15 protein-coding genes are annotated in these 11,694 nt (G+C 31.6%); 9 read left to right on the top strand and 6 right to left on the bottom strand.

Annotated elements, in window-relative coordinates; genetic code table 11:
- Positions 1-53: 53 nt before the first annotated feature.
- The 4 genes from EP747_RS07760 to EP747_RS07745 form a co-directional block, all read right to left on the bottom strand.
- Entirely contained in the window at positions 54-317 is a 264-nt protein-coding gene (locus EP747_RS07760) for a phage holin (RefSeq protein ID WP_088013908.1), read from the bottom strand.
- A 243-nt stretch (positions 318-560) separates the two neighbouring features.
- Entirely contained in the window at positions 561-1,103 is a 543-nt protein-coding gene (locus EP747_RS07755) for a YkyB family protein (protein WP_129689282.1), read from the bottom strand.
- A gap of 146 nt (positions 1,104-1,249) precedes the next feature.
- Positions 1,250-1,618, bottom strand: coding sequence for a hypothetical protein (locus EP747_RS25185; protein ID WP_328590712.1), 369 nt, complete (start codon positions 1,616-1,618; stop codon positions 1,250-1,252).
- Positions 1,619-1,749: 131 nt separating this feature from the next.
- The gene (locus EP747_RS07745; protein WP_165346910.1) at positions 1,750-2,583 is read right to left on the bottom strand and encodes a metallophosphoesterase; all 834 of its coding nucleotides are present in this window, start codon (positions 2,581-2,583) and stop codon (positions 1,750-1,752) included.
- A gap of 122 nt (positions 2,584-2,705) precedes the next feature.
- Between EP747_RS07745 and fadH the strand changes: the two genes are divergently transcribed.
- Positions 2,706-3,470, top strand: coding sequence for a 2,4-dienoyl-CoA reductase (gene fadH / locus EP747_RS07740; protein WP_129689279.1), 765 nt, complete (start codon positions 2,706-2,708; stop codon positions 3,468-3,470).
- 13 nt (positions 3,471-3,483) lie between these two features.
- Positions 3,484-4,698: an EAL domain-containing protein gene (locus tag EP747_RS07735; protein ID WP_165346908.1), complete on the top strand. Its 1,215-nt coding sequence runs from the start codon at positions 3,484-3,486 to the stop codon at positions 4,696-4,698.
- 201 nt (positions 4,699-4,899) lie between these two features.
- On the opposite strand, the gene EP747_RS07730 is transcribed toward EP747_RS07735, so the two are convergent.
- Together EP747_RS07730 and EP747_RS07725 are read right to left on the bottom strand one after the other, a co-directional pair.
- On the bottom strand, positions 4,900-5,631 hold the full coding sequence (locus tag EP747_RS07730) for a class I SAM-dependent methyltransferase (protein WP_129689275.1): 732 nt from the start codon (positions 5,629-5,631) through the stop codon (positions 4,900-4,902).
- Positions 5,632-6,145: 514 nt separating this feature from the next.
- Positions 6,146-6,379, bottom strand: a complete 234-nt coding sequence (locus EP747_RS07725) for a glutaredoxin family protein (protein ID WP_129689274.1) — start codon at positions 6,377-6,379, stop codon at positions 6,146-6,148.
- 251 nt (positions 6,380-6,630) lie between these two features.
- Between EP747_RS07725 and EP747_RS07720 the strand changes: the two genes are divergently transcribed.
- The 7 genes from EP747_RS07720 to EP747_RS07690 all read left to right on the top strand — a co-directional run bounded on the left by EP747_RS07720 (position 6,631) and on the right by EP747_RS07690 (position 11,652).
- Positions 6,631-6,867, top strand: a complete 237-nt coding sequence (locus EP747_RS07720) for a YkuJ family protein (protein ID WP_056474223.1) — start codon at positions 6,631-6,633, stop codon at positions 6,865-6,867.
- Between the two features lie 177 nt (positions 6,868-7,044).
- Entirely contained in the window at positions 7,045-7,518 is a 474-nt protein-coding gene (locus tag EP747_RS07715) for a ribonuclease H-like YkuK family protein (protein WP_419179289.1), read from the top strand.
- Between the two features lie 53 nt (positions 7,519-7,571).
- Positions 7,572-7,763 carry an antirepressor AbbA gene (abbA, locus tag EP747_RS07710; RefSeq protein WP_088013915.1) on the top strand — a complete coding sequence of 64 codons (192 nt, stop codon included), beginning with the start codon at positions 7,572-7,574 and terminating at the stop codon, positions 7,761-7,763.
- 294 nt (positions 7,764-8,057) lie between these two features.
- Entirely contained in the window at positions 8,058-8,504 is a 447-nt protein-coding gene (gene cbpB, locus EP747_RS07705) for a cyclic-di-AMP-binding protein CbpB (protein WP_069035530.1), read from the top strand.
- A gap of 118 nt (positions 8,505-8,622) precedes the next feature.
- Entirely contained in the window at positions 8,623-9,498 is an 876-nt protein-coding gene (locus EP747_RS07700; protein ID WP_056468602.1) for a LysR family transcriptional regulator, read from the top strand.
- 76 nt (positions 9,499-9,574) lie between these two features.
- Positions 9,575-10,291, top strand: a complete 717-nt coding sequence (gene dapD, locus EP747_RS07695) for a 2,3,4,5-tetrahydropyridine-2,6-dicarboxylate N-acetyltransferase (protein ID WP_069035532.1) — start codon at positions 9,575-9,577, stop codon at positions 10,289-10,291.
- A gap of 245 nt (positions 10,292-10,536) precedes the next feature.
- Positions 10,537-11,652 carry an N-acetyldiaminopimelate deacetylase gene (locus EP747_RS07690; RefSeq protein ID WP_129689273.1) on the top strand — a complete coding sequence of 372 codons (1,116 nt, stop codon included), beginning with the start codon at positions 10,537-10,539 and terminating at the stop codon, positions 11,650-11,652.
- Positions 11,653-11,694: the final 42 nt, after the last annotated feature.

The following is an 11,694-nucleotide window of genomic DNA, read 5'->3' as shown; positions in this document are numbered from 1 at the left end:
ACCAAATCTTTAAATTTGTAATCTAATCTATTAAAAAGTAGACATAAAGTAATCTATTGATCTGAATTTGTCTGCTTATTTGTTTTTTCTAATCCAGCTTCTTGAAGTACAGCCTTTTGAGCTTGTCCTTTTTTACCTAAATAATTATGCTTAGCACCGAAGTATAAAATGAAAAGGAATGAAATTATATTAATTACAGCATCAATTTGTTCATTATTTAGGAATTTAAACCCAAAAGAATTTAGTAACAATTGAAGTGCAAATAAGAACCCAGCAACATAACGAATAATATCTTGTAAGTTATTATTACCGAACATATCAATCACCCCCTATTAATATAGTATGCTTGCCCCAGGTAATAGGTGAGACAAATCTACTAAAATATGAGAGGGAAATTATATGTATCAAGGGAAAAATATGAATCACCAATAAAAACTTTCAAGCTGAATTTCGGTACATTCAAATAAAAAAAGGAAGGATTAAAAACCATTTAATTTAAAATGTCTTTAATCTTCCCATTTAATCTATATTAATGTTATTTTAGTAAGATTTGTTTCAACTTATTTCTCTTGCTTACCTTTATTTTTACGAATTGGTTCACTCGGAAAAGTAAATGTAGAGTTATTTAGAAATGAAGAAGCTCTTAAAAATTGCCCTGGGGTATTTCTTCGGTAGTTAGATCCGTTTTTAAAAAGATTTTTTTCAGATTTAACGTTTTGAATACCTAAGAAATGATGAAGTATTTTTTTTGCATAGCTTAATGACATGGATACTTTTGGGTTACGGTGAGTATTTTCTAATATTCCTAAATGCGGGAGAAGTTTAAAGTCTTCTTTTAACGGTGGTATATGAAAGAAAAAATCTCCACAAGCAATCAACACATCAGATTGTTGTTTACTTGACTTGGGGTTATTTGAAAAATGTAATCCAACTTTCTTAGCAATTCCTTTATCAATAAGCTTTAATATAGCTTGTCTTTTTAGTGAATATAGTTCACTTGGTTCAAGTGCTGTTTTAGCATGTTTATTTACAACAAATATTGCCTGAAAAATTTCTTCATTTGTAAAATTTAGTTTATTCAGGCTAGGTTCTTTCGATTTCATGCTTCTTGGTTACCTCCAAAAAATAATAGATATGAGTATATTATATCTTTAGTTTAAATTTTTTCAAATCAAATCTAGAGAAGTGGTTATATAATAAAAAGCTAATCGAAATAATATTCATTAATACGACTAGCTTTTTTATTTAATTAGTATGGATAGGGTCCTATATTACCTGGTGTATTTAATCCCGCATTACTAGGTAAATAAGCACCAGGATTTACAGGTGGGTAAGGTTGTTGGTATCCCGGGTACCCACCACCGAACCCACCACCAAACCCACCACCGTACGGAGGATATGCTGGATATGGTGGGAAAGATCCGTAAGGCGGATAATAAGGTGGTCTAAATGCTAGTGCACCTAACGCGAATCCGCCTGCTAATCCCGCTAATCCTCCTATTATTGGCAAAAATGGGAAAAAAGGAACAAAGCGTTGTTCGTTATGATCATAGTAGTAGGATGGAGCATGATCTTCTCTATAATAATGATTTAAATTAGGGTGATATTGATAATTCATATATTTAACCTCCTCTCTTGTCTTTAATATTAGTGTATGGGGTACTAAAATAATTGAGCAAGTACCCATAAAAATAGGTAACCAACCTAGTATGTGTGAGAACTGTGAGGAATTATAATTCTTGGTCATTATTACTTTTTAAATTGGCTTGTAATTTCAATTGATACTATTTCAGGTGGAGTAAATAGGCGAATTGGTAGTTTAGTTGTTCCAATTCCATTTGAAACGACTAAATGACTATTAAATTTACTTGATAGGGTGTAAACACCTCGGTTGTATTTCTTTGCATATGGAGGCATTATAAAGGACTTATATAAAGGTAAATAAATTTGTCCGCCATGGCTATGGCCAGAGAGCTGAAGATTTATCGGATAGTTTTTCGTCAAATCAGCAATGTCAGGTTCATGTGCTAGTACAACTGTATAACTATTTTTTTGAATTCGTTCTAAAATGTCATTATATTGTTTGTTTCCTAGCATATAATCATCGAGACCGATAAATGAAACTTTTTGTTTTTGAACGAAATAAGTTTTTTCTTCGTTTTTTAACAATATAAAATTGCTTTGGGTTAACAGCTCTTCGTATTGTTCAGTAAAATAACCTCCATGATCATGGTTACCGTATATTGCAAGCTTTCCTATTTTTGGGTTAAGTTCTTTTAAAAGCTGAATAACTTCATGCTTGTAAGAAAACTTTCGTATATCACTAACCAAATCCCCAGTAAATAGTATAAAATCAGGCTTCATTTGGTTTATATTATTTACAACCTTTTTAAATCGCTCTAAATCTTTTTTATTATTAAAGTGAGTATCAGAGATTTGTATTAATTTAATAGTAGTATTCGAATTTAACCGATTGTCTGAAAAGGTTAAATTCTTAGTTCGAATTGATGTTGGCTCAACATAGACTGAATAATAGATTGTACAAATTAATAGTAAAAAAAATAATATAAGTTTTATTTTCAATTGTCCCCCGACCTTTTTAAAGAAATAAATACTACATACTATATTAAATAGTTTAATTGTTAAAAATATTCTCAAAATAACAAAAAGTTGTTAAACTATAGAATACAAAGGGAGTGATACGAGTGAAGGATAAGGTTGTGATCGTTACTGGTGGCTCTAGTGGGATGGGGAAAGCAATGGCTATGCGTTTTGCACAGGAAGGTGCAAGGGTGGTTATTGTCGGAAGAGATTTAGAAAAATTAAATAGTGCAAAGGAAGAAATTGAACAATTTGATGGTCAAGTATTACCAATAGCTATGGATGTACGGGATCCTGAATTAATTAAAAATATGGTAAATGAAGTTGATCAAACATTTGGAACGATAGATTTCTTAGTAAATAATGCAGCTGGTAATTTTATTTGTGCTGCAGAGGATTTGTCTGTAAACGGTTGGAACACGGTTATAAATATAGTGTTAAATGGAACCTTTTATTGTAGTTCTGAAGTTGGACGGTATATGATACAACATAAAATAAAAGGTGCAATTACAAATATTATTGCTACATATGCTTGGGATGCGGGTCCTGGAGTCATTCACTCAGCATCAGCTAAAGCTGGTGTTCTTGCTATGACAAGAACATTAGCCGTTGAGTGGGGTAGGAAATATGGAATTAGAGTCAATGCGATCGCTCCTGGACCTATTGAGCGAACAGGTGGTGCGGCCAAACTATGGCTTTCTGATGAATTAGAAAACCGCACAATACAAAGTGTACCACTAGGCCGATTGGGTACTCCGGAAGAAATAGCGGGACTTTGTGCATATTTATTTTCAAATGAGGCTGGTTATATTAATGGTTCTTGTTTTACAATGGATGGAGGACAGTCCTTACATCAATACCCATTCTAGAAGGAGGTTCAAAATGGATCCTTTAGACGTAATAAGTAACTTAGATAAAGTCGTACCATATTTTCAACCAATATATGGAGCCGATACACAAAATTGTGTAGGAGTAGAGGTTGTTGGTAGACTTAAACTTGAAAATTTACACAGCCTTGAATTCTTCTTTGCAAATGATTTGGTGCCAGATGACTACTTATTAGAGGTTGACAATCATATATTAATTCAAGCTCTCGATGAAGTTGTACAATCTAAATTTGATGGTGGTATTTTTATTAATCGTCACCCTTCAGCGCTTCTTTCAGATGACCCAGAAAATCTTTTATCGATTTTACAATCATATGAAGAAAAGGGAATACAACTAAATAAAATTGTCATTATTCTTCAACATCAACTTTTTTATGGTTTTGAGAAAGAACTAAAAAATTTAATTACATATTATCAAACATATGGTATTAAATTTGCGATTAATAGCGTAAATGAGAAGTTAATTAACTTAGAAAAACTTCGATTTTTGTCTCCTGATATCATTAAAATCGATTTTAAAATGGTTCAACAACTTCATACATCATCATTTCAAGATTTATTAAATTCCGTAATTTATGTGGCAAGAAAAGTAGGGGCATCGATGTACTACGATGGAATAATTGATTCAATACAATTAAGGAATGCATGGAAAAATGGTGGAAGATTCTATCAAGGCGCATACTTGTTTATACCACAACCATCAATTAGTCAGTTAAATCATGAATGTGAGCCACTAAAGAATGACATCTTAAAATATATTCGAGGCGAAAAGAACAAATTAATTGCGCTTAGAGATATGACTAATTTAATACAACAAAAAGTCGAATCGGCAATTAATAAATTTAAATTGGGAGTAGATTTAAATTCATTTTTAATTAATATATCAAGTGAATTAAATTCCTTTTGTTTTAGGATGTATATTTGTGATGAGGATGGTTTTCAGCAATCAGCTAACTTGTTTAAAGTTAATGGTGAAAAGTGGGAGCTTCAAGAAAAGTATAAAGGTAGAAACTGGAGCTGGAGGCCATATTTTTTAGAAACCGTTTTGAAAATGCAATCAAATGATCAGGGTCAATTATCAGATATGTACAGAGATATTGAAACCGGTGAAAAGATTCGAACGTTTTCTTATCCATTGAATAATGGAAGCTATTTATATATTGACTTAAGTTATGATTTTTTATTTAAACATAATGAATTACTTTTTTAATGACTCTTTTATAAGATTTAACAGAAAATGACTGTCTCTTTAAAAAAGGCAGTCATTTTTTTGCTTTGCTAATTTATTAGTAATGTCATGTTGATTTCACTTCAGGATGCCCGCTTTTAAGTGAGGAGAGACCTGGCCCTCCTCATCACGTTCGTTCCTGTGGCGTCTTTAGCCACCTTGCATCTCCCACAATTAATAATTTTATTTAAAACAAGAAAAAACAAGTACGATTGGTATTCTTCGTCTTCTCAAAAACTCTTCTTCGCTTTTAAAATGTATTTGTTTTGGAGTACCTTCATGTAATTGATCAATCTGGAATCCAGTATTTCTTAAAAGATTAAAATATTGTTCAATTGTGCGATGGTATTTGACTACTACTTTATTCATCCATGGTTCTTTTCTTTCGCCAGTTAGAAAGTAATCGTCTACAATCCAATTTTCGCGTCGATCTCCTGAGAGTTTACTTAAAAAGGAAGCAGTAGTAAGTGGATGTTGCACACTAAATATAAAATGCCCGTTTTCTGTTAAGCTTTTAAAAATTTTTTGAAATAATAGCTCAATGTTTGAAATATAGTGTAGTACAAATCTAGAAGTGACAAGTTCGAATGAATTCGTAGGAAAGTGATAATCCTCGATTGAAGTATGATGGACGGTACCTACTGTATTCTTTAAATTGGTCAAGGCTGCTTTAAACATGTGCTCTGATCCCTCTATACCTGTATAAGTTTTAGCTCCAAGTAGTAGAAGTTCATTACCGAATGATGCGTCACCACAACCTAAATCTAATATGTTTTTTCGATCAACATTCCCAATTAATTCATTGATGATTGGTCCTTCGATCGCATTGTTAGGACTATCTTCTCTATTCCTTCGTCGAATATATTCTGAAAAAAAATCATCTTGATTGTAAACCGTTGAACCACGATACTCCATAATACCACTCCCTAACAGTTCAAAAATTTTTAAAAAATTGAAAAGTTGACACAAATTATCTAACTTTAACATTAAATTTGATCTAGAAAAAGGGAGAAATTACCCAGAAAAAATTTTGATTTGGAACATAGAGTTTTAGTTGATCTTAATCAAAAATCGACGAATTCATATATAAAAGCCTATTTTAATTAAAAGTAGTGTTTTTCGCTGTCAACTAATGTAAAAAAGATAAGAACGATTCGTATAGTAAATTTCAATATAATAATGATACGATTAGTAAAAGTTCAGCCCGAGGAGGATTTTATTTGAGAGGACTTATTTCGAAAGTTCTTTTTACATCGTCCGTCATGTTTTTTGTTTTTCATTTTATAGGAGTTGGGTAATGAGAAACTATATCTGGACAAGTCCTTGAAACGATCTTAAAAACAAATGAAGTATAAATTGATAAAAAACACCTAAATGAATGTTCATTTAGGTGTTTTTAATTTGAAAAGGAGAGCGAATAGATAATGGATTAACGTTTTTGTAATGCAGCTTCAATTTGCTCCATTTGAACGCCTCTAATTACCTCATCATCAATCTTTAAAGTAGGAGTTGAGTATGAATCTAACTCAAACATCATTCTTTTTTTAGCACTTTCATCTTGTGAAACGTTATATTCAATATAAGAAACATTCATTTCTTTTAAATAATTTTTCAAAAATTCACAGGGAGGGCATCCATCTTGTGTGAATAATTCGATCTTCATAAAACGACATCCTTTTTTATTTTTTCTTAAAGCAATTGTATAAAACTATTATGACATAGAAAAATATAGTATATAAAGTAATTTGTTTTTTAGTTGAAACGACTATTTTTCTTGAATTTATCTTGAAATACAAGTATTCTTATTAATGGACACTTACATAGCTGAAATCTATCAGAAGTTTTTTGGATAGAAATTGTAAGAAAGTAAAACCTATATTTAGGGAATGACACATGGTAGAAAGGAGTTCTAATATGTCTTTATTATTAGGAATTTTAGAACGCTTAGAAAGTTTAAAACAACAAGCTACGAACGGTGAGGTTGCTCAAAGATATTTTGAAGTTAACGGTGAAAGAAAGTGTAGCGTAAAGTATTCTGAGAAAAATGAAACATTTGAATTAGAAGTATTTCAACAAGGTGAAAAACCACAAACGTTCCCATTCGATAATATCGATATGGTAGCAATTGAAATATACGAAATTATTTCATAAGAAAAGAAAAAACAAGCTTAGCTTGTTTTTTCTTTTTTTTTAATATTTTATTACAAAATAGTAAGGTCGTGCTAATCCCAATTCTTAATGAATACATTATTATGTATTGTTATGAAAAGGGAGGTCATATACGTGAATAAAGATCAGTATCGATTTTACAATGTAAGTGAAAGAAATATGAGTTTTGATCATGTAGTTGATCGGCTATATCACTTTGTAAAAAGTGATCCTAATAAACAATATCGACTTTCCATTGGAACGGATTCTCAGGTTCATAGTAATGGAACTAAGTTTATTACAGCACTTCATTTGCATAGGGTAGGTAATGGAGCTTGGGGATGTTTACATACTTGTTGGCATCACAAGAAAATCCGAAATTTAAAAGAGAAAATATTTCTAGAAACTATGTATAGTCAGGAAATAGCTTTTTTATTATCACCTTTTCATTTAGAAAAAATTTTTAGTCCTCTTCATGAAAATGCTAATTCGAATAATTTTAGTTTTGAAATTCATCTAGATATTGGTACGATTGGACTAACGAAAGAGTTTATACAAGAAATGACATCTAAAGTAAGTGCAATGGGCATCATTCCTAAGATAAAACCGGATTCTTATACAGCGTTTAGTTATGCAAATAAATTTACAAAATAAGAAGTTTAAACTAAATAAACATTGATTAAAATGAGGATTAGGAGGGATGATGGATGCTAAGTGAACAAAATTTCACAGAAGATGAATTGTCTTTATTGGTCGACACAGTGATGAAACAAAATTATGCAATTGAACTCATTTCATCACAGATAACTGATATAGAAAATGGTTTAATGGATGCAGGCGAGGATCAATACGAAAGATTAGTACATTTATATCAAAAATTAAGGGATTTAGGGTTATGAAGACAAATATAGATGAACGTTTAGATAATAAATTATTTATCTAAACGTTTTTTTGTTTTTTGAATAGTTATAGTTAAATAAGTAAGTTTTTAAGAAAAGTTAAATTGGAAAGGGGTTACAAATCTGATAATATAGGGATGGGGACATAGTCCTTAATCGAATAAAATAATGTATAGTATTTTTTCTATACAGATGATTAGCAAAGTTGTATGTGTATTTATTTGATGTTTGTTTATGAATTGATAATTCTACCATTTTTAAATACTTTTGCTTTTCTATTGGGGGACGATGTTTTTGATTAGTATTGATGGTTCACAATTTTTTGAACATAAAGTAGAAGAAGTTATTATTTCAAGTGAAAAAGTTGCTCATGTGCAAATTGGTAACAGTTTGGAGCATGCATTATTAGTACTTACAAAATCTGGATATTCTTCAATTCCAGTGTTAAACCCGAAGTTTCAGTTGCTAGGTTTAATTAGTACGTCCATGATATTAGACGGAATACTTGGATTAGAAAGAATTGAATTCGAACGTTTAAGTAATATGAAAGTTGAAGAGGTAATGGGTACTGAAATACCTTTATTAAAAACGACTGATACGCTCGCTAAAGGGCTTGAATCTGTAGTTGATCATCCTTTTGTATGTGTGGTTGATGCTAATAATACTTTTGAAGGTATTTTAACTCGTAGAGCGATTTTAAAACAATTGAATAAAAATGTGAGAAGATATAATAAGCATTAACGATTAAAAAAGTAAGTCATCATCAAATTGACTTACTTTTTTAGTATTGGTTTTTTAGTAAAAAGAAGAGTTGAAGAGTCTAATCGAATTTTTATGTATAAAGGCAAGGGGGGATTATGTGCAAATTGATGACATACGTTTAATAATTACTTTGTCTGAAGAGAAGAATATGAGGAAGGCAGCAGAGAGGTTGTTTGTTTCTCAACCAGCTTTAAGTCAAAGGCTACAAAATTTAGAGAAGCAGATTGGTAGTGAATTGTTTATTCGTTCTCAAAAAGGATTGATTATTACTGCCTCTGGGGAAATCATATTAAATTACGCGAAAAAGATGGAAGAAACATATCAAACAATGTTAGAGCAGTTACAAATTTTAAAATCCGATATTTCGGGTACTTTAAAGATTGCCGTTTCATCTGTTGTTGCGCAATACTGGTTACCACCAGTTTTAAAAAAATATGTGTCAAGCTATCCAGAAGTACAAGTTTCACTTTTTACTGGTTGGAGTAGTGAAATCACAAATCGCTTATATGAAAATGAAGTTCATCTAGCAATTGTACGAGGAAATCAAAATTGGTTTGGAGAAAAGGAATTACTTTTTTCTGATGAATTATTGTTAGTTGATACAAAAAAACATAGTCTTGAGGAATATAAAACTATACAAAGACCTTTTATTCAGTTTAAAAGTAATTCAAATTATTATCAGCTTATCCAGTCATGGTGGTATGAGCATTTTAATTCATTACCAAAACATGAAATTGTAGTCGATCAAATTGAAACATGTAAGCAATTTGTATTGAATGGTCTAGGCTTTGCGATCTTACCTTCCTCTGTATTACATGATGTTAGTGATGAAAATATTATAAAAACACCTTTAATTACAAAAGAACAATCAGGGTTATATCGCGATACATACTTACTTTATAATCGAGATGCGATGAAATTAAAACAAGTAGAAGGATTTATAGAATCAATTCGAAAAAAAAATAAAGATTAATCGACAAAATGTTGCTAGTTACTTAGTAGATTTGATAGAGTATTCTTATTGATAATAATAAAGGGGGCAATTCATTATGAAATTAATGGACGCAAATGAAATTATTGCATTTATTGCAAATAGCACGAAAAAAACACCTGTAAAGGTTTATGTAAAAGGTCAATTAGACAAGCTTACTATTTCTGAATCAGTTCAATCATTTATTTCTCAAAATTCTGGAGTTTTATTTGGTGAGTGGGATGATGTTAAAGTAATCCTTGAAGAGCAAAAAGAATACATAGAAGATTATGTAGTAGAATCAGATCGTCGTAATTCTGCAATTCCACTTTTAGATGCTAAGGGTATTAAAGCTCGCATCGAGCCAGGTGCGTTTATTCGTGATCAAGTTACAATTGGAGACAATGCAGTTATTATGATGGGTGCTGTAATTAATATCGGTGCTGTAATTGGAGAAGGTACAATGATCGATATGAACGCAGTACTTGGTGGACGTGCTACAACAGGTAAAAACTGTCACGTTGGTGCTGGTGCTGTTTTAGCTGGCGTAATTGAGCCACCATCAGCAAACCCAGTTATTCTTGAAGACAATGTATTAATTGGTGCTAATGCAGTAGTTTTAGAAGGTATTAAAGTAGGGGAAGGCGCAGTAGTAGCTGCAGGTGCAATTGTTACTGAAGACGTTGCTCCTTATACTGTGGTTGCAGGTGTTCCTGCTAGAAAAATCAAAGATATCGATGATAAAACAATTTCAAAAACTGAAATCATTCAGGCTTTACGACAACTAAATCAATAATAACAAGAAGTAAGCGTAGAATTTATTTTTCTACGCTTACTTTATAGACATTATACTAAAATATGAGTTCAGAACTGATCCACAAGCATTTGACTTTCGAGACGTAAATTCTGATAAGGGGTAGTTACCATTTTAGACGGTAATGAGCACCGCGCAGGCTAGCGAATCAACGAAGAAAGCGCGCGTTTGTTGGGCAGTCTGAAGCGTAGAATTTATATTTCTACGCTTTTTTTGGAGGAGTTAAAATGGATTCATTTATTAAAATTAGACGGGATTTACATTTAATCCCCGAACTTGGATTTCAAGAATTCAAAACACAAGCGTATTTACTAGATTATTTATCTAGTTTAGATCAAGAAAGAATGGTAATTGATACATGGAGAACAGGTATTTTCGTTCGAGTAAAAGGGTTAAATTCGACTAGAACGATTGGTTACCGTACAGACATTGATGGATTACCAATGAAAGAAAACACAGGATTAGAGTTTTCATCGATTCATGAAGGCAATATGCATGCCTGTGGACATGATGTACATATGAGTATTGCTCTTGGTGTTCTTACTAATGTAGTTAATGAGCCAATAAATGACGATGTCGTATTTATTTTTCAACCTGCTGAAGAAGGTCCAGGTGGAGCGGAACCTTTACTTAAAAGTGATGAATTTAAATCATTTAAACCAGATGTAATTTATGGTTTACATATAGCGCCTGAATATCCTGTTGGTACAATTGCAACGAAGCCTGGTATGTTATTTGCTCATACATCAGAGCTTTTTATTGATTTTCATGGCTTAAGCGGTCATGCAGCTTTCCCTCATTTAACGAATGATATGATCGTTGCATCAAGTCATTTTATCACTCAAGTACAATCGGTTGTGTCAAGAAATGTAAATCCATTAGATAGTGCTGTCATTACGATTGGAAAAATAACTGGTGGCACAGTTCAAAATGTTATTGCAGATCATGTTCGAATAGAAGGTACAATGCGAGCATTAAGTGAAGAAGCGATGCTAAAATTAAAAAATAGAATTGAAAGTCTTGTGAATGGATTTCAAGAGAGTTTTCAGTGTAAAATAGAAGTAGATTTTGGAAGTAATTACTATGGAGTAATAAACGATGAATCGTTGACGAATGAATTCTTTAATTTTGCGAAACAATATGACGGTATTGAGGCCGTCCTATGTAATGTTGCAATGACAGGTGAAGATTTTGGTTATATGACGAAAGAAATTCCAGGCTTAATGTTTTGGATTGGCGTAAATTCGGAATTCGGACTCCATAACCAAAAATTAAACCCAGATGAAAATGTGATTCCTTTAATGATTCGATTTATTTCTGACTTTATGAAACAAAATCAATGAAAATGATTTTCAGTTAATAATAATTATAAATTGATATTGACT

This window comes from Gottfriedia acidiceleris (assembly GCF_004138285.1).
GTDB lineage: Bacteria > Bacillota > Bacilli > Bacillales > Bacillaceae_G > Gottfriedia > Gottfriedia acidiceleris_A.
This window is presented reverse-complemented; position numbering and strand designations above follow the sequence as displayed.

Bases quoted from the DNA above. Each gene is read 5' to 3' on its own strand.
- abbA (WP_088013915.1), top strand. From the start codon at position 7,572: ATGCTAAGTGAACAAAATTTCACAGAAGATGAATTGTCTTTATTGGTC.
- EP747_RS07755 (WP_129689282.1), bottom strand. From the start codon at position 1,103: ATGAAATCGAAAGAACCTAGCCTGAATAAACTAAATTTTACAAATGAA.
- EP747_RS25185 (WP_328590712.1), bottom strand. From the start codon at position 1,618: ATGAATTATCAATATCACCCTAATTTAAATCATTATTATAGAGAAGAT.
- EP747_RS07725 (WP_129689274.1), bottom strand. From the start codon at position 6,379: ATGAAGATCGAATTATTCACACAAGATGGATGCCCTCCCTGTGAATTT.
- EP747_RS07735 (WP_165346908.1), top strand. From the start codon at position 3,484: ATGGATCCTTTAGACGTAATAAGTAACTTAGATAAAGTCGTACCATAT.
- EP747_RS07730 (WP_129689275.1), bottom strand. From the start codon at position 5,631: ATGGAGTATCGTGGTTCAACGGTTTACAATCAAGATGATTTTTTTTCA.
- EP747_RS07760 (WP_088013908.1), bottom strand. From the start codon at position 317: ATGTTCGGTAATAATAACTTACAAGATATTATTCGTTATGTTGCTGGG.
- EP747_RS07715 (WP_419179289.1), top strand. From the start codon at position 7,045: ATGAGTTTTGATCATGTAGTTGATCGGCTATATCACTTTGTAAAAAGT.
- EP747_RS07690 (WP_129689273.1), top strand. From the start codon at position 10,537: ATGGATTCATTTATTAAAATTAGACGGGATTTACATTTAATCCCCGAA.
- dapD (WP_069035532.1), top strand. From the start codon at position 9,575: ATGAAATTAATGGACGCAAATGAAATTATTGCATTTATTGCAAATAGC.
- EP747_RS07720 (WP_056474223.1), top strand. From the start codon at position 6,631: ATGTCTTTATTATTAGGAATTTTAGAACGCTTAGAAAGTTTAAAACAA.